The 16,444-nt window shown below is 71.6% G+C and carries 15 protein-coding genes; 8 read left to right on the top strand and 7 right to left on the bottom strand.

Annotated elements, in window-relative coordinates; translation table 11 throughout:
- Nucleotides 1–8: 8 nt before the first annotated feature.
- From ACZ6SA_RS12360 to ACZ6SA_RS12350, 3 genes are read left to right on the top strand one after another with little or no spacing between them, the layout of a single operon-like run.
- The gene (locus tag ACZ6SA_RS12360; RefSeq protein WP_465827869.1) at nt 9–1,994 is read left to right on the top strand and encodes a TRAP transporter permease; all 1,986 of its coding nucleotides are present in this window, start codon (nt 9–11) and stop codon (nt 1,992–1,994) included.
- A complete protein-coding gene (locus ACZ6SA_RS12355; protein ID WP_465827867.1) occupies nt 1,991–2,935 on the top strand; it encodes a TAXI family TRAP transporter solute-binding subunit in 945 nt (314 codons plus the stop codon). Before ACZ6SA_RS12360 ends, ACZ6SA_RS12355 begins: the two co-directional genes overlap by 4 nt.
- 26 nt (nt 2,936–2,961) lie before the next feature.
- Nucleotides 2,962–3,435, top strand: coding sequence for a hypothetical protein (locus ACZ6SA_RS12350; RefSeq protein WP_465827866.1), 474 nt, complete (start codon nt 2,962–2,964; stop codon nt 3,433–3,435).
- On the opposite strand, the gene ACZ6SA_RS12345 is transcribed toward ACZ6SA_RS12350, so the two are convergent.
- Entirely contained in the window at nt 3,413–4,381 is a 969-nt protein-coding gene (locus tag ACZ6SA_RS12345) for a magnesium transporter CorA family protein (protein WP_347642961.1), read from the bottom strand. The genes ACZ6SA_RS12350 and ACZ6SA_RS12345 overlap by 23 nt on opposite strands.
- Nucleotides 4,381–5,088, bottom strand: a complete 708-nt coding sequence (locus ACZ6SA_RS12340; RefSeq protein WP_465827864.1) for a DUF72 domain-containing protein — start codon at nt 5,086–5,088, stop codon at nt 4,381–4,383. Before ACZ6SA_RS12340 ends, ACZ6SA_RS12345 begins: the two co-directional genes overlap by 1 nt.
- Nucleotides 5,089–5,175: 87 nt before the next feature.
- Between ACZ6SA_RS12340 and ACZ6SA_RS12335 the strand changes: the two genes are divergently transcribed.
- Nucleotides 5,176–6,549 carry a YibE/F family protein gene (locus ACZ6SA_RS12335; RefSeq protein ID WP_465827862.1) on the top strand — a complete coding sequence of 458 codons (1,374 nt, stop codon included), beginning with the start codon at nt 5,176–5,178 and terminating at the stop codon, nt 6,547–6,549.
- 312 nt (nt 6,550–6,861) lie between these two features.
- Here ACZ6SA_RS12335 and ACZ6SA_RS12330 read toward each other — a convergent pair whose 3' ends face one another.
- The 4 genes from ACZ6SA_RS12330 to ACZ6SA_RS12315 form a co-directional block, all read right to left on the bottom strand.
- A complete protein-coding gene (locus ACZ6SA_RS12330; protein ID WP_465827861.1) occupies nt 6,862–7,719 on the bottom strand; it encodes an NAD(+)/NADH kinase in 858 nt (285 codons plus the stop codon).
- Between the two features lie 14 nt (nt 7,720–7,733).
- Nucleotides 7,734–9,056 (bottom strand): enolase C-terminal domain-like protein, encoded by a 1,323-nt coding sequence (locus ACZ6SA_RS12325; RefSeq protein ID WP_443151567.1) that lies wholly within the window; start codon nt 9,054–9,056, stop codon nt 7,734–7,736.
- Between the two features lie 14 nt (nt 9,057–9,070).
- Nucleotides 9,071–9,985 (bottom strand): 5-dehydro-4-deoxyglucarate dehydratase, encoded by a 915-nt coding sequence (kdgD, locus tag ACZ6SA_RS12320; protein WP_465827859.1) that lies wholly within the window; start codon nt 9,983–9,985, stop codon nt 9,071–9,073.
- A gap of 123 nt (nt 9,986–10,108) precedes the next feature.
- Nucleotides 10,109–11,044 (bottom strand): LysR substrate-binding domain-containing protein, encoded by a 936-nt coding sequence (locus ACZ6SA_RS12315; protein WP_465827858.1) that lies wholly within the window; start codon nt 11,042–11,044, stop codon nt 10,109–10,111.
- Nucleotides 11,045–11,235: 191 nt separating this feature from the next.
- Between ACZ6SA_RS12315 and ACZ6SA_RS12310 the strand changes: the two genes are divergently transcribed.
- The 4 genes from ACZ6SA_RS12310 to ACZ6SA_RS12295 are packed head-to-tail and all read left to right on the top strand — an operon-like array spanning nt 11,236 to nt 15,725.
- Nucleotides 11,236–12,243 (top strand): Bug family tripartite tricarboxylate transporter substrate binding protein, encoded by a 1,008-nt coding sequence (locus ACZ6SA_RS12310; RefSeq protein ID WP_443151568.1) that lies wholly within the window; start codon nt 11,236–11,238, stop codon nt 12,241–12,243.
- A 57-nt stretch (nt 12,244–12,300) separates the two neighbouring features.
- Nucleotides 12,301–12,837, top strand: coding sequence for a tripartite tricarboxylate transporter TctB family protein (locus tag ACZ6SA_RS12305; RefSeq protein ID WP_465827857.1), 537 nt, complete (start codon nt 12,301–12,303; stop codon nt 12,835–12,837).
- Nucleotides 12,838–12,846: 9 nt separating this feature from the next.
- Nucleotides 12,847–14,418: a tripartite tricarboxylate transporter permease gene (locus ACZ6SA_RS12300; protein ID WP_465827855.1), complete on the top strand. Its 1,572-nt coding sequence runs from the start codon at nt 12,847–12,849 to the stop codon at nt 14,416–14,418.
- On the top strand, nt 14,415–15,725 hold the full coding sequence (locus ACZ6SA_RS12295) for an enolase C-terminal domain-like protein (RefSeq protein WP_347642951.1): 1,311 nt from the start codon (nt 14,415–14,417) through the stop codon (nt 15,723–15,725). Before ACZ6SA_RS12300 ends, ACZ6SA_RS12295 begins: the two co-directional genes overlap by 4 nt.
- Here ACZ6SA_RS12295 and ACZ6SA_RS12290 read toward each other — a convergent pair whose 3' ends face one another.
- Nucleotides 15,726–16,442 (bottom strand): FadR/GntR family transcriptional regulator, encoded by a 717-nt coding sequence (locus ACZ6SA_RS12290; protein WP_132597708.1) that lies wholly within the window; start codon nt 16,440–16,442, stop codon nt 15,726–15,728.
- Between the last annotated feature and the right edge of the window lie 2 nt (nt 16,443–16,444).

Here is a 16,444-nt window from a genome sequence, read left to right as displayed (position 1 = left end):
AGGACGACTTGACCGAGCTGAGCGACCGCGAGGCCGACCTGGTTTCCGCGCACGAACAGGAACGCCCGGCGCGGCAGCTCGGTGGGGCCCTGCGGCTCGGCGTGTGGATCCTCGGCGGGCTGCTGTCGGTCTACGCGCTGGTGGTGGTGTTCCGGCCGGTCGAGGCGTTGCAGCACCGGATGACGTTCCTGGCCGTGGCGCTGCCGCTGGTGTTCGTCTGCTACCGCTCGGGCATGCCGGAGTATCTGCGGCGGAAGGCGTGGCTGCTGCGGTTGCGCCCGTCCGAGGCCAGGGCCGGGGCGCTGCGGTCCGAGCGGCCGAGCGTCATGGACTGGCTGCTGGCCGCGGCCTCGCTGGCCGTGCTGGTCTATCCGCTGGCGGCCATCGACGACTTCCGCGACCGGGGCTCGGGCGCGGCGCTGACGGACCTCGACATCGTGGCCGGGCTGGCGCTGACGGTGCTGCTGCTGGAGGCGGTACGCCGGACCGTCGGCATGGCCCTGAGCATCATCTGCGTCATTTTCCTGCTTTATGCCTATTACGGGGCATACCTGCCGATCGATTGGACCATCGGGCACCGGGGCTTCGATCTCAGCCAGATCGTCTCCCAGCTCTACACCGGCACCGAAGGCTTCTTCGGCGTTCCGATGCAGGTGGCGGCGAGTTACATCATCCTGTTCACCATCTACGGCGCCGTGCTGGACTATTCGGGCGCGAGCCGGTTCTTCATCGACCTGAGCTTCGCCGCCTTCCGCAAGTCCCGCTCCGCCCCCGGCCGCACCGTCGCCACCGCGGGCTTCCTGCTCGGCACCGTGTCGGGCTCGGGCGTGGCGACCACGGTCAGCCTCGGCAGCGTCGCCTGGCCGGTGCTCAGGCGGGCCGGCTACCCGAGGGAACCGGCCGGCGGCATCCTGGCCGCGAGCGGCATCGGCGCCATCCTGTCGCCGCCCACGCTCGGCGCGGCGGCGTTCATCATCGCCGAATACCTCCGGGTCGGCTACCTCGAGGTGCTGCTGTACGCGACGATCCCGACCCTGCTCTACTACCTGGGCATCTTCCTGGCCATCGAGATCGACTCGCGCCGCTTCGGCACCCACGCCGTTCCGGTCGACGCGCCCAGAGCGGGCCGGCTGCTGCTGCGCTTCGGCTACCACTTCAGCTCGCTGATCCTCATCATCGTGCTGATGGCGCTCGACCGGTCGGCGTTCCAGGCGGTGGTGATCGCCACGGCGGTCGCGTTCGCGCTGTCGTTCCTCGACCCGCGCCACCGGATGGGCCCGAAACGCATCGGGCAGGCGCTGGCCAAGGGCGCGCTGGAGGTGCTGCCCGTGACGGCCGTGTGCGCGGCGGCGGGCATCATCGTCGGCGTCATCACCCAGACCGGCCTGGGCCTCAACCTCAGCGCGATCATCGTGGACTTCGCGGCGGGCCACCTGATCCTGACGACGCTCATGTCCGCCGTCGCCGTCATGCTGCTGGGCCTGGCCGTGCCGGTGACCGCGAGCTTCATCATCGCGGCGGTCATCATCGGCCCGGCGCTCACCGCGCTCGGGGTGTCGCAGGCCGAGGCGTACATGTTCGTCTTCTACTACGCGGTGTTGTCGGAGGTGAGCCCGCCCACCGCGCTGTCGGCGGTCGCGGCGGCCGCGATCACCGGCGGCAACACGTACCGCACGATGATGATGGCCTGGCGTTACACGCTGCCGGCCTTCCTGGTGCCGTTCGCCTTCGTGCTCACGCCCAACGGGCAGGCGCTGCTCGGGCAGGGGCCGATCGGCACCGTGCTGCTGATGGCCGCCGTGTCGGCCGTCGCCGTGGCCGCTCTGGCCATGGCGACGGGCGGCCTGTCCGGCTGGTCCGAGCGGGTGCTGGCGTCCGTGGCCGCGGTGCTGCTGCTGTTCCTCGAGCCCGTCCCCATCGTCGCCGGTCTGGCCGTGCTGGCCGTGGCCGCCGCCGTGCATCTGGTCAGAAGAAGGAGAAGGGACCCAGCGTGAAGCGGATTCTTGCGATAGTCGCAGCGACCGTCCTGGCCGTGGCGGGCTGCGGCGGGGGTGCGGGCGGCTCGGGCAACCGGCTGTCGATCGCCACGGGCGGCACGACGGGCGTCTACTACGTCTACGGCGGCGGCCTGGCCAAGCAGTTGTCGTCCAACATCGCCAGCACCCAGGCCACCGCGTCCGTCACCTCCGCGTCGGTCGAGAACATCAAGCTCCTCGCCAGCGGCAAGGCCGACATCGGGTTCTCCCAGGCCGACACCGCGGCCGACGCGGTCAACGCCAAGGACACCTTCACCGCGAAACAGCCCATCAAGGCCATCGCCCGCATCTACGACAACTACGCACACGTCGTGGCCGCCCCCGGCGTCGAGGCGGCCAAGGTCGCCGACCTGAAGGGCAAGCGCGTCTCGCTCGGGCCCGCCAACTCCGGCACCCAGGTCGTGGCCAGGCGCATCCTGGAGGCGGCCGGCATCGACCCCGACAGCGACATCACCAAGCAGCAGCTGTCCATCAACGAGTCGGTGCAGGCCGCCAAGGACGGCACCATCGACGCGTTCTTCTGGGTCGGCGGCCTGCCCACCGCCGGCATCACCGACCTGGCGACGAGCAAGCCCGACATGAAGCTGCTCGACACCGGCGACGTCCTGGAGAAGATGCGCGCCACCTACGGGGAGCAGTACGTCCCGCTCGACGTGGACCTGTCCGTCTACAAGCTGTCCGGCGCCATCAAGACCGTCGGCATCGCGAACCTGCTGCTGGTGCCCGACTCGATGGACGAGCAGCTCGCGTACGACATCACCAAGACCCTGTTCGCCAAGAAGGCCGAGCTGACCGCCGTGCACCCCGAGGCCGAGAAGCTCGACGTCAAGCTGGGCCAGCAGGTGGCGCCGGTCGAGCTGCACCCGGGCGCCGCCCGCTACTACAAGGAACAGGCCTGACCCGGCTGCTCCTGGCGCTCGCCCTGGTGGCGGCCCTCGGCTCCGGCGGCGGCGCCGGGCGCCTCACCGTGAACGGCCTGCCCGTCGTCGCGGGTTCCTTCGCGATCGCCTACGTGCACTCGGTCTACAAGGCGCCCTCGGCGGAGGTGTTCACCGTCGAGGGGCGCCGGTTCACCATGCGGGCGGTCGTCTCGGCGAGCGACAGCGTGCTCGACTACTACGCCCTCGACGGCACGCGCTCCCGCACCCCCGAGGGCCTGTGGGTGCTGCGCCTGGCAACGCCCGCGACGTACGACGGCCTGTCGCTGCTCGCCACCCCGATCGGCCGCAGGACCCTGCTCGCGGGCCGCCGCTGCCTGCCCCTGTATCCCGCGTCCGGCGCCGCTCAGGTGCGGGTCGCGGTGCGGGTCACGCCCGACGTGCGCGGCCGGGCCTGCCGGCCGCCGTACGACGGGCTGCGCGCGGCCGGGCCGGTGCTCACAACCAGTCGTTCTTCTTGAACACCGAGTACAGCACCACCGAGGTGATCGCCACGAGGACCGTGGACGCCCAGAGCCCCCAGCTCTGCCCGGTGCCGGGAACGGGCACGTTCTGCCCGTAGAAGCCGGTGATCAGGGTGGGCACCGCGATGATGGCGGCCCAGCTGGTGACCCGTTTCATGATCTCGTCCAGCCGGAAACCCTGCTGGGCGAGGCGGGTCTCGCGGACGTTCGCGAGCATCTCGCGGATCCCCTCGACCCACTCCGTCGCCCGCAGCACGTGGTCGTAGACGTCCGCGTAGTAGGGGGCCATCACGGAGTCGGCGACGATGTCCTGGTCGCGGTGGAGCAATGTGCCGATCACCTCGCGCATCGGCATCGTGATCCTGCGGACCCGCGTGGTGTTCTTGCGCAGGTCGAACATCGCGCGCTGCAGCCGCCGGCCGTCTCCCGGGTCCCCTTCGTACAGGGACTCCTCCAGGGCCTCCGCCTGCGCGTCGAGCTCTTCCACCAGATCGAGCTGGCCGTCCACCACGTAGTCGAGCAGGCCGTACAGCAGGAACGGCACCCCGTGCCCGGCCAGGCGGGACAGCGTGTCCCAGCGCCTGACCACCTCGTCGATGTCGAAGGCGTCGCCGTCGCGCACGGTGACCAGGGCGTTCGCGGTGACGAAGACGTTCACCTCGACGGGGCGCAGCCGCCCCTTGTCCATGTGCACCCCGTAGACCGTGATGAACAGATGGTTGTCGTAGACGTCGACCTTCGGCCGCTGCCGGTCGGTGAGCGCGTCCTCCATCGCCAACTCGTGCAGCCCCAGCTCCGCGCCGACCGCGGTGAGCTCGGCGGCCGAGGGGCGGCACAGGTCGAGCCAGACGACGTTGCCCCGGTCCGGCACATGCCCGGAGAGCTCCTCGAGGGGGAAGCCCTCCTTCTCGAGGACGCCGTTCCGGTAGAGACGCGTACGCACTAGCAGAGTCTGGTGAAGCGTCTCGCGTCGCGCACCGCCGCTCCCCCCGGGTCGTTGTTGAAGTAGACGTAGGCGTCCTGCCAGCCCGCCTCGCGCACCCGCCCGGCCCACGTCCCCAGCGCGGCGTCGCCGTACGAGGTGCCGGCCCGCCCCTGGTGCAGGCGTACGTACCCCCAACCGGCGGTGCGCCAGAACGGGCTCTGCGGCCGGCCGCGGCGATCCGCCCAGCACAGCGCGGCGCCCCGGGCGCTCAGGATGTCGCGCACCTCGCCGGTCCACCACGAGTCGTGGCGCGGCTCCACGGCCACCCTGACGTGCGCGGGGAAGCAGGCCAGGCACCGGTCGAGGCGGCCGGGATCGACCTGGAGGGTGGGCGGGAGCTGCAGCAGGACCGGCCCGAGCTTGTCCTTCAGCTCCGACGCGGCGCCCATCAGCCGCCGCACCGGCTCCTCCGGCTCGGCCAGCCGCCTGATGTGGGTCAGGAACCTGCTGGCTTTGACGGCCATCACGAAACGCGCAGGCGTCCTGTCATGCCAGGCGGCGAACGACTCGGGGCGGGGCAGGCGGTAGAAGGCGTTGTTGCTCTCGACCGTGGGGAACTCCGCCGCGTACGTCTCCAGCCAGAGCCGCTGCGGCACGCCCTGGGGATACAGCACGCCCCGCCAGTCCTTGTACTGCCACCCCGAGGTGCCCACCAGGCATGTCATGCCGTTGCAGCTACCCAGGCCCACCGCGTGCAGTACTGTCCTTGTTCGTCAGCCGAGGAGGACCTTTCACCCGATGGGCGTTATCTGATGGGCGCCGGGCACGGGCACGGGGCGTCCGCACCCCGCTCGCGGCGCACGATGATGGCGAGCCTGGCCGTCCTGGTGCCGGTGGCCGTCGTCACCCTGGCGGCCCTGCTGTGGCTCTGGCCGGACGGCCGGGCGGAGCAGCAGGGCGGCGGCGCGCAGCCGTCGGCCGTCGAGCGTCTGGCCGGCACCGTCACCGGCGTCACGCTCAAACGTTGCCCCGCCGCCCCCGAGGGCGCGCCACGGCCCGACCCCGCCACCTGCGGCACCGCCACGGTCAAGCTCGGTGAGGGGCGCGACGCCGGCCGTGACGTCACGCTCCGCCTGCCGGGCGGCCCGGGGGCGCAGCGCTTCGCGCCGGGCGACGGCGTGATCCTGCTGCGCGACGCCGAGGGGGCTTACCAGATCTCCGACCATGACCGGGCGATGCCGCTGTGGTTGTTCGGCGTGGCCTTCGCGGTCGCGGTGATCGCGTTCGGCCGCTGGCGCGGGGTGACGGCGCTGATCGGGCTGGCGGTCACGTTCGTGCTGCTGCTGACGTTCGTCATCCCCGGCATCCTGGAGGGCAGGTCCCCGATGCTGGTGGCCATCGTCGGGGCGGCGGCGATCATGCTGACGGTGCTCTACCTCACGCACGGCTTCTCGCTGCCCACGTCCATGGCCGTGCTCGGCACGCTGGCCAGCCTGGCGCTGACGGGCGCGCTGTCGTACGCGGCGCTCGGGCTCGCCCGGCTCAACGGGATCACCGACGACAGCGCGCTGACCCTGGGCATGAGCCTGTCGATCGACACGCAGGGGCTGCTGCTTGCCGGGATCATCATCGGCGCGCTGGGGGTGCTCGACGACGTCACGGTCACGCAGGCGGTGACGGTGGCCGAGCTGGCCCAGGCCAACCCGTCGTACGGATTCGCCCGCCTCTACCAGGCGGCCGGCCGCATCGGGCGGGCCCACATCGCCTCGGTGATCAACACCATCATCCTGGCGTACGCGGGGGCGTCGCTGCCGCTGCTGCTGCTGTTCAGCATCGGGGAGCAGCCTCTGGGGCAGGTGCTGACGACGCCGGTCATCGCCCAGGAGATCGTCCGCAGCGTGGCCGGCACGCTCGGCCTCATCGCCGCCGTCCCCATCACCACGGCCCTGGCCGCCCTGGCGGCCACCCGCCACCGGGAGGAGCCGGCGAAGACCTCCTCCGGCCGGCGCGCGACCCCTGACAGGTCCGCCTCACGCCGCCGTGCGGAGCCCCGCGCGGCGGACGCCCCGCGGGAGGACTTCTTCGCCCCGCACCCGTCCCACCACCACGACGTCTCCCCCGGCCAGGAGCCGGAGCCCCGCCGGGAACCGGGCCGCCAGGCCCGCCACCGCCGCGCGAGCACCTAGCCAGGGCCCTCGCCCGGCCGGCGGGCGGAAGGCATCACGGGGACGTCGGGGAGGTCCGGCATCGGGATCCCGGCCGCGTGCACGGCCGGACCCCGGGGTGGTCCATGGCTCACTTGAACGCTTCGTCGACGAGGGCGCCGACCTGCGCCGCGGGAGAGATGGTCGGCGGCCTCTTCCACCACGATCACCCGGGCGGCAGCGGCCTGGCAGCGGGCACGGTGTCCGGCCGCGGGGCGGGAACGGAAGCGGCCCGTTCGGCCACCGGACGGTCACCGACGCTGACGGCGCACGTTCACATGCGCCCGTGCCGGGTCAGTACGCCTCGGCGCTGCCGTCCACGCGCAGCTTGCGCCGGGCCCGGTCGTAGAAGGTGGTGCCCAGCCGCACCACCTGGGCCGCACCCGGCCAGGCGGCGACCGTGACGCGGTCACCGGGGCACAGGTGCCCGACCACGGCCCCGTCGACCTCGACCGCGAGCCGCCCGCTGGTGGGCAGCACCTGGAGCGTCACCTCCTCGTCGGCGGGCAGCACCAGGGCCCGGTTGAAGGCCGAGTGGGCGGCGGAGGGCACGACGAGCACGGCCTCCACGCGGGGTGACACGATGGGCCCGCCGGCGGAGAAGCTGTAGGCGGTGGAGCCGGTGGAGGTCGCCACGATCACGGCGTCGGCCGCGAAACGCACGAAGTCGCTGCCGGCCGGGCTCACCGCCACGCCGGCCAGCCCCTCTCCGGGGATCCGTACGAGGGCGATGTCGTTGAACGCGGTCACTTCCGCGCCCCCGACCTGGCTCCTGATCGCCATGCGCGGCTCGATCGTGTAGCGGTGGTTGTCGATCGCCGACAGCGTCTCGGCCAGCTCGCTCACGTCGATCTCCGCGAGGAACCCGAGCCGCCCCACGTTGACCCCCAGGATGGGCGTGCGCCGCCCGGCGAGCAGCCGCATCGTGCGCAGCATCGTGCCGTCGCCGCCGAGCCCGACCAGCAGGTCGGCCCGCTCGACGAGCGTGTCGGCGTCGACCGGCACGGCGGTGCAGTCGATGCGGCCCACCTCCTCGGGCAGGCCGAGCACGGTGGCGTCCTTGCCGGCCGCCCAGCGCAGGATGGTGTCGATCGCCTTCCTTGAGTCGCGCTGAGGGTGCAGCACCAGCCCGACCGTCGTGACCATGCCCATGGGGCCACCCTAGGTCAGCGGTCGAGGCAGGGGCGTTTCGGGTCGAACACCCAGTCCTTCACGAGATACCGCATGGCCACGGCGTCGTCGCGGGCGCCGAGCCCGTGGCGGAGGTAGAGCTCGTGGGCCTCGGCGAGGGCCGCGCGGTCGAGCTCGACGCCGAGCCCGGGGGCGGTGGGCACGTCGACGGCGCCGTCCGCGATCCGCGGCGGCCTGGTGGTGAGGGCCTGGCCGTCCTGCCAGATCCAGTGGGTGTCCAGGGCGGTGATCTCGCCCGGGGCGGCGGCTCCGACGTGCGTGAACATCGCCAGCGAGATGTCGAAGTGGTTGTTGGAGTGCGAGCCCCAGGTCAGGCCGAAGTCGTGGCAGAGCTGGGCGACCCTGACGGAGCCTGACATGGTCCAGAAGTGCGGGTCGGCGAGCGGGATGTCGACGGCGTTCGCGCGTACGGCATGCGCCATCTCCCGCCAGTCGGTGGCGATCATGTTCGTGGCGGTGCGCAGGCCGGTGGCACGCCGGAACTCCGCCATCGTCTCCCGGCCGGAGAAACGGCCTTCGGCCCCGCACGGGTCCTCGGCGTAGGCCAGCACGCCGCCGAGCCCCGCGCACAGGCGGACGGCGTCGGCCAGCAGCCAGCCGCCGTTGGGGTCGACGGTGATCCGCGCTCCGGGGAACCTGCCGGCCAGCGCCCTGACCGTCTCGATCTCCTCCTCGCCGGGCAGCACCCCGCCCTTGAGCTTGAAGTCGGCGAACCCGTAGCGCTCCTGGGCCGCCTCGGCCAGCGCGACCACCGCGTCCGGGGTCAGGGCCTCGCGGCGGCGCAGCCGGGACCAGGCGTCGTCGCCGCCGTCATCGACGCGGTAGGGCAGGTCGGTCCTGCCCGGGTCGCCGACGTAGAAGAGGTAACCCAGCATCGGCACCCGGTCGCGCTGCTGCCCGTCGCCGAGCAGCTCCGCCACCGGGACGCCGAGGTGCTGGCCGTGCAGGTCGAGCAGGCTGGACTCCAGCCCGGTGACCGCGTGCACCGTGGTGCGCAGGTCGAAGGTCTGCGCGCCCCGCCCTCCGGCGTCCCGGTCGGCGAACCGGGCGGCCACCGAGCGCAGCAGGCTGCGGTGGCGCGCCACGGGCTCGCCGGCCAGCAGCGCCGCCGCCTCCTCGACGGTGCGGCGGATCGCCTCGCCGCCCGGCACCTCGCCGAGGCCCGTGCGCCCGTCGGAATCGGTCGTGATGACGACGTTGCGGGTGAAGAACGGTCCGTGGGCGCCGCTGAGGTTGAGCAGCATGCTGTCGTACCCGGCCACCGGGACGACCTCGACGCGTCGGATGGTGGGAGACACCGGCGGGAACCCTCTCAGCTGATCTTGTTGACGAGGGCGGTCAGCTCGGCGAGCTCGTCCTCCGTGAGGTTCTGCAACGGCGGACGCACGGGCCCGCCGTGCCGTCCCGCGGCGGTCAGCCCGGCCTTGATGATGGACACGGCGTACCCCTTCTGGCGGTCGCGGATGTCCAGGTAGGGGACCACGAACTCCCTGATGCGGCGGTAGACCGCCTCCCGGTCCTGGGCGCGCACGTCGGCGTAGAAGTCGAGCGCGTACCGCGGGACGAAGTTGAAGATGGCCGAGGAGTACGTGCTCATGCCGAGCTGGAGCAGCGGCAGCGCGAAGGTCTCCGCGGTCGGGAGGCCGCCGATGTAGGCCAGGCGGTCGCCGACGCCGGCGTAGATGCGGGCGAGGTTCTCGATGTTGCCGACGCCGTCCTTGAAGCCGACGAGGGTCTCGTTCCTGTCGGCCAGGATCTCGACGGAACGGTCGGTCAGGATGGCGTTGGCGCGGCTGTAGACGACCACGCCGAGCCCCGTGCTGCGGCAGACCGCGCTGACGTGCTCGATCAGACCGGCCTGACCGGCCTCCGTGAGGTAGGGGGGCATGAGCAGCAGCCCGTCGGCGCCCGCGGCCTCGGCGGCCTGGGCCTGCGCGACGGCGTTGGCGGTGCCGCCGGTGGCGGGGGCCACGACCGGCAGCCTGCCGCCGACCTCGTCGACCGCCGCGCGGACCACCTGGTCGATCTCGGCGGAGGTCAGCGAGAAGCCCTCGCCGGTGCCCCCGGCGGTGAACAAACCTGCCACGGGGAAGCTGCTCAGCCAGGCGAGGTGCTCGCGGTAGCGCGCCTCGTCGAACTGGAGGTCCTCGGTGAAGTGGGTGACGGGGAAGGACAGCAGGCCGCTTTTGAGCTGGGTCGCGAGCTCGTGCGGGGTGAAGCTGGGCATGGCGGTCCTTTGCTTTGCATGCGGCAGTGGGATTCCCGTGCGCCGCAGGTCAGGTCTGTTGCCGCCAGGCTAGAGAGCAGGAGCGATTCCTGTCCAAGTGCATTTTCGTATCCGGCGATGCCATCAGGGCATCGAAGGCCGGCCGGAGGGTGAGGCTCCGAGGTCGGGCAGCAGGTCGAGCACGCGCCAGAGCGCGGGGTTGGTCGAGTCGCGGTCCCAGATCACGTGGAGCTCGACCGGCTCGCCCGTGGCGTTCTCGTCGCTCTCCAGCGGATCGCGTACCAGCTCGCAGAAGGTGACGCCGTCCACGCCGAGCGAGCGCGCGCTGGCGGGCGCCAGCGCGACGCCGCGTCCGGCCGCCACGAGGAGCACCGCGGTGAGGATCTGGTGCACCTGCTGTTCGATCCTGGGGTGGGCGTTGGTGAGGAAGTGCACGGTGAGCTCGTGGAAGTAACGCGACTGCACCGGGTTGTAGCTGATCACCGGCAGGCCGTCGAAGTCGTCGGGGAGGAGCGGCCGGCCGAGGCCGGCGAGCGGGTGCCCGATGGGCACGACGGCGCACAGCGGCTCGCGGAAGACGACCCGGGAGTCGAGCGTGGCGATGTCGAACGGCGGGCGCGCGAGCCCCAGGTCCAGCTCGCCGCGGAGCAGGCCGTCGACCTGCCCGGCGGTGACCCGTTCGTGCAGGATGACGTCGATCTCGGGTAGCTGCTCGGACAACCGCCGCAGCAGCGCGCCCAGCATGCTGATCGCCGAGACGGCCGTGAAGCCGAGCCGCACGGTGCCGGCGGCGCCGCTGGCGATCCTGCGCGCACGGTCGCCCGCGGTGTCGACGAGCGTGAGCATGCGCCGCGCGTCGTCCAGGAAGGAGCGGCCGGCGTCGGTGAGGACCACGCGCCGGTTGTCGCGTTCCAGCAGGGTCACGCCGACCACCCGCTCCAGCTTCTGGATGTGGCGGCTGAGCGGGGGTTGGGTCATGCGCAGCCGATCAGCGGCCCGGCCGAAGTGGAGCTCCTCGGCGACTGCCACGAACGCCCGGATCTGATCAAGTGTTAGCATGATGCGGAAAGAGTATCACTTGATACCGAATTGAGCCTGGACAGGCATCGAAGCTGCTCCCTAGTCTCCGGAGACTACAGAGAACGGAACAAATCCGCACTTGACGTCCGTCCGAATCTCCGCTCCACCGCACCCCACGCGCACCCACCGCGCATCCACAGCGGGGCATCGCCCGCACGAAGGAGAAGTCCATGCCGGCATCCCGGACAGCCCCCCGCCGCGTTCTCGCGGGAGTCCTCGGCACCGTCGCCGCCATCGCGCTGACCGCGTGCGGCGGGGTCAAGACGACCTCCACCGGCGGTGACGGCGGCGAATACCCGTCGGGCAACATCGAGTTCAGCGTCGGCGCCTCGCCGGGCGGCTCGACCGACCTCATCACCCGGGCGCTGGCCCAGGGCATGGCCAAGGAGCTCGGCGTCTCCGCGCCGGTGCTCAACAAGCCGGGCGCCAACGGCGCGCTCAACGCCAAGGAGCTGCAGTCGGCCGCCCCCGACGGCTACAAGATCGCCGTACAGAACGCCTCGCTCTTCACCATCACGCCGCTCACGGTGTCGCCCGCCGAGGCCACGAAGATCGACTCGTTCGACGTCATCACCGGCGTCTCGCGCGACGACTACGTCATGGCGACCAACCCCAAGTCCGGCTACACGTCGATCAAGGATATGAAGAAGGCCGGCAAGACGATCCGCTACGGCACGACCGGCGTGGGCACGGGCGCCCAGCTGGCCTCCGCGCTGACCTTCAAGTCGGCCGGCATCGAGGCCACGGCCGTGCCGTTCGACGGCGGCGCCCCCGCGCTGACCGCACTGCTCGGCAACCAGGTCGACGTCTCCACCATGCAGATCGGCGAGGCGATCGAGAACGTCAAGGCGGGCAAGCTCGTGCCGCTCGCGGTCTTCTCGAAGGAACGCATCCCCTACATGCCCGACGTGCCGACGGCCACGGAGCAGGGCTTCGACGTGCAGGTGACGCAGTACCGCTTCCTCACCGCGCCCAAGGGCACGCCGCAGGACGTCAAGACGAAGCTGCTCGACGCGGCCAAGAAGACGTTCGCCACGCCGGAGTACAAGAAGTTCAACGAGCAGAACTCGCTCACTCCGATGGAGGTCACCCCCGACGAGGTCCTCAGCTCCCTGCAGAGCGACACCGCCACCTACAAGAAGCAGCTGGACGAGTTCGGGATCAGCCTGGCCGGCTGACCGAGGTCCCGGCAGGCCGCCCCCACCCGCCCGTCCGCCCGCCACCAAGGAGTGCGCATGTCCATGCCCGACCCCGCCGGGTCGCCCGGCCCGCTCGACGACGTCGCCGTCGAGACCGGGCGGATCCAGGCCGAGCTGGACGAGTCACGGCCACCGCACGCGGGGCCTGTCTCGCAGATCGCGGCGGCCCTGGCAGGACTCTGCGCCGGGATCTTCGGCGCGGCCGGGTCGTACGCGCTCGGGCTCGGCAGCCTCACCCAGCCGGGGCCCGGCCTGTGGCCGTTCGCCATCAGCGTCGTCATCGTCGTGCTGTCCGCGGCGCTCGTCGCCGCGGGCCGCCGCCTCGAGGACGCCGAGCGGTTCTCGAAGGCGAGCCTGCTCACCCTGGTCGCGCTGGTGACGCTCGTGCTGCTCGCCGCGCTCCTCCCCGTGATCGGCTTCGAGATCCCGTCGCTGCTGCTGATGTTCGTCTGGCTGCGATGGCTGGGCAAGGAGTCGTGGTTGTCGTCCATCGTGATCAGCGTCTGCACCGTGGCCGCGTTCTACGTGCTCTTCGTCCTGCTGCTGCAGGTCCCGCTCCCGCGCCTCATCTGAGAAAGTCACATGGACCTCACCCCGATTCTCAACGGCTTCGGCGTCGTCCTGGAGCCGGCCAACCTGCTCTACTGCTTCGTCGGCGTCATCATCGGCATGCTCATCGGCGTGCTGCCCGGGCTCGGCCCAGGCGCGACGATCGCCATCCTGCTGCCCCTCACGTACGGCATCGGGCCCGTTCCGGCGATCATCATGCTGGCGGGCATCTTCTACGGCGCCCAGTACGGCGGGACCATCACCTCCGTACTGCTGCGCCTGCCCGGCGAGGCGTCCTCGGTGGTGACCGTCTTCGACGGCTTCGCGCTGGCCAAACAGGGGAAGGCCGGCACCGCGCTCGGCATCGCGGCCATCGGCTCCTTCATCGGGGGCACCGTCTCGATCCTCGGCCTGACGCTGCTGGCCCCGATCGTCGCCGGCTTCGCGCTCGACTTCGGGCCTCCCGAGTACGCGGCGCTTGGCGTGCTCGGCGTCCTGCTGATCTCGTCGGTGGGCAACGGCCACAAGCTCAAGGCCATCATCGCCGCCTGCGTCGGGCTGCTGCTCGCGACCGTGGGCCGCGACACCTTCACGGGCGCGGAGCGCTTCACCTTCGACAGCCTCAACCTGGCCGAGGGCATCGACTTCGTGCCGCTCGCCATGGGCCTGTTCGGGCTCAGCGAGATCCTCTACAACATCGAGGAACGCCACAACCAGGTCCACTCCCCCGCCAAGGTCGGCAACGTCTGGCCGTCCCGCAAGGACCTCGGCCAGTCCAAGGGCGCGATCGGGCGGGGCTCGCTCATCGGCTTCTTCCTCGGCGTGCTGCCCGGCGGCGGCGCGACGTTGTCCTCCCTGGCCGCGTACGCGTTCGAGAAGCGGCGCGCGAAGCGGCCCGAGCGCTTCGGCAGGGGCGCCGTCGAGGGCGTGGCCGCGCCGGAGACCGCCAACAACGCCGCCGCCACCTCGTCGTTCATCCCGCTGCTGACCCTCGGCATCCCGGCCAACGCCACGATGGCCCTCATCTTCGGCGCGCTGCTCATCCAGGGCATCCAGCCGGGCCCGCAGCTCGTCGCCCAGCACCCCGACGTCTTCTGGGGCGTCATCAACTCGATGTACATCGGCAACATCCTGCTGCTCATCATGAGCATCCCCATGGTCGGCGTCTTCGTGCGGATCCTGCGGGTGCGGCCCGCGATCCTGGCGCCGATCACGGTGCTCATCACGCTGCTCGGCGCCTACACGGTGAACAACCAGGTCTACGACATCTTCCTGGTGATCGTCTTCGGCCTGCTCGGCTACCTGATGAAGAAGCTCGGCTTCGAGCCGGGGCCGCTCGTGCTGGCGTTCGTGCTCGGTTCGATGATCGAGAACTCCTCGCGGCAGTCGCTGCTCATCTTCGGCGGCGACCCGACCGGCTTCTTCACCCGCCCGATCTCGGGCACGGTGCTCGCGCTGGTCCTGCTGGTCGCCGTCCTGCCCCTGATCCGCCCCCTGATCAGCCCTTTGATCAGCCCTTTGATCAGCAAGGCCGTGCGCCGCCGCGGACCCGCCGGGGAACCGGCCGGGCACGCGGACGACCCCGTGGAGGAGAACACGCGATGACCACCAGCGCCGGACACCGGCCCACGCCCGGCGGAGACGCTGCCACGGGCGGCCGGGTCAGCCGGGTCTCCGTCACCCCCGTCGCCTTCCGCGACCCGCCGCTGCTCAACGTCGTCGGCGTGCACCAGCCGTTCGTGTTGCGCGCCATCGTCCAGGTGCACACGGACGCCGGGCTGGTCGGGCTCGGGGAGACGTACGCCGACCGGGCCCATCTCCAGCGCCTCGAAGCCGTCGCCGCCGCCCTTCCCGGCCTCGACGCGTTCGACCTCAACGGGCTGCGCCGCGTGGTCGTGACGGCGCTGGGCGCGTCCACCGGCGGCGCGGGAGCCAGCTTCGGCGGCATGCTCGACCTGTCGAGCGCGGTCGACACCGTGGCGGCGCCGTTCGAGGTGGCCCTGCTCGACGTGCAGGGCAGGGCGCTCGGCCGCCCGGTCAGCGACCTGCTCGGCGGCGCCGTACGCGAGCGCGTGCCGTACTCGGCGTACCTGTTCTACAAGTGGGCCGGACATCCGGGCCAGGACGACGACCTGTGGGGCGAGGGCCGCACGCCCGAGCAGATGGTCGCCCAGGCGCGGCGCATGGTCGACGACTACGGCTTCGGCGCGATCAAGCTCAAGGGCGGCGTGTACGAGCCCCGCCACGAGATCGAGACCGTCGAGGCGCTGGCCGCGGCGTTCCCCGGGCATGCCCTGCGCATCGACCCCAACGGCGCCTGGACCGTCGAGACCTCGGTCGAGGTGGCGGGCCGGCTCGCCGGCGTGCTCGAATATCTGGAGGACCCCACGCCGGGCATCGACGGCATGGCGGCCGTCGCCCGGCGCAGCGACCTGCCGCTCGCGACCAACATGTGCGTCATCGCCTTCGAGCATCTCCGGCCCGCCGTCGCCGCCGGCGCCGTGCAGGTCGTGTTGTCGGACCACCACCTGTGGGGCGGCCTGCGGCGCTCGGCGCTGCTGGGCGGCATCTGCGAGACGTTCGGCATGGGCCTGTCGATGCACTCCAACTCGCATCTCGGCGTGAGCCTGGCGGCGATGACGCACCTGGCCGCCGCGACGCCCAACCTCACCTACGCCTGCGACACGCACTACCCGTGGAAGGCCGAGGAGGTCATCAGGCCGGGCGTGCTGGAGTTCCGCGACGGGAGCGTGGCCGTGCCGACCGGGCCGGGCCTCGGCGTGGAGCTGGACGAGGACGCGCTCGCGGCCCTGCACGAGCAGTACGTCACGTGCGGGCAGCGCGGCCGGGAGGACACCGCCTACATGCGGACGGTCGTGCCGGACTTCACGCCCAACACGGCCCGCTGGTAGCTAGGGCGCCTGGAGCCGGGCGCGCGAGTTGGACAGGTGCAGCCGCATCGCGGCCCGCGCCGCCGCCGCGTCCTGGTCGGCGACCGCGCGGTAGACGTTCTCGTGTTCGAGCGTCACCCGGGTGAGGTGGGTGGCGTCGGAGACCGTGTAGCCGTGCGCCAGCCGCGTGCGCGGCAACATGATCATCATGGGGCCGAGCGAGGCGAGCAGGTCGGAGTAGAACCGGTTGCCGGAGGCCAGCGCGACCTTGAGGTGGAACCGGAAGTCGGCCTCGACGGCGTGGCCGGGGTGCCGGTCGGAGCTCCCGAGATCGACGAGGGCGCGTTCGATGGCCTTGAGCTGCAGGTCGGTGCGGCGCTCCGCGGCCAGCCCCGCCGACTCGGACTCGACCCCGATGCGGAAGTCGATCATGTCGAGGACGTCGCGGTGCGTGCGGACCCGCGAGGCCTCCACCGAGAACGGCGCGGGCGCGGGCAGGTCGAGCACGAACGAGCCGCGGCCCTGGAAGGTCTCGACGAGCCCTGCCGCCTGCAGCCGCGAGATGGCCTCGCGGACCACCGTGCGGCTCACGCCGAACTCCTCGACCAGGGAGGACTCGGTCGGCAACTTCTGGCCGGGCGCGATCTCGCCGGCCAGGATGCGGGCCTTCAGCCGTTCGACGAGCTCGTGGGCGAGGCCGCGCCCGGTGTCGCGATCGAGCTTTCTGTCCGGCGGCACGG

The sequence above is a fragment of the Nonomuraea sp. NPDC049378 genome (genome assembly GCF_055586745.1).
This window is presented reverse-complemented; position numbering and strand designations above follow the sequence as displayed.

Coding starts and splice junctions, on each gene's coding strand:
- ACZ6SA_RS12340 (WP_465827864.1), bottom strand. CDS start 5,088: ATGACATGCCTGGTGGGCACCTCGGGGTGGCAGTACAAGGACTGGCGG.
- ACZ6SA_RS12335 (WP_465827862.1), top strand. CDS start 5,176: ATGGGCGCCGGGCACGGGCACGGGGCGTCCGCACCCCGCTCGCGGCGC.
- ACZ6SA_RS12330 (WP_465827861.1), bottom strand. CDS start 7,719: ATGGGCATGGTCACGACGGTCGGGCTGGTGCTGCACCCTCAGCGCGAC.
- kdgD (WP_465827859.1), bottom strand. CDS start 9,985: ATGCCCAGCTTCACCCCGCACGAGCTCGCGACCCAGCTCAAAAGCGGC.
- ACZ6SA_RS12315 (WP_465827858.1), bottom strand. CDS start 11,044: ATGCTAACACTTGATCAGATCCGGGCGTTCGTGGCAGTCGCCGAGGAG.
- ACZ6SA_RS12310 (WP_443151568.1), top strand. CDS start 11,236: ATGCCGGCATCCCGGACAGCCCCCCGCCGCGTTCTCGCGGGAGTCCTC.
- ACZ6SA_RS12305 (WP_465827857.1), top strand. CDS start 12,301: ATGTCCATGCCCGACCCCGCCGGGTCGCCCGGCCCGCTCGACGACGTC.
- ACZ6SA_RS12300 (WP_465827855.1), top strand. CDS start 12,847: ATGGACCTCACCCCGATTCTCAACGGCTTCGGCGTCGTCCTGGAGCCG.
- ACZ6SA_RS12295 (WP_347642951.1), top strand. CDS start 14,415: ATGACCACCAGCGCCGGACACCGGCCCACGCCCGGCGGAGACGCTGCC.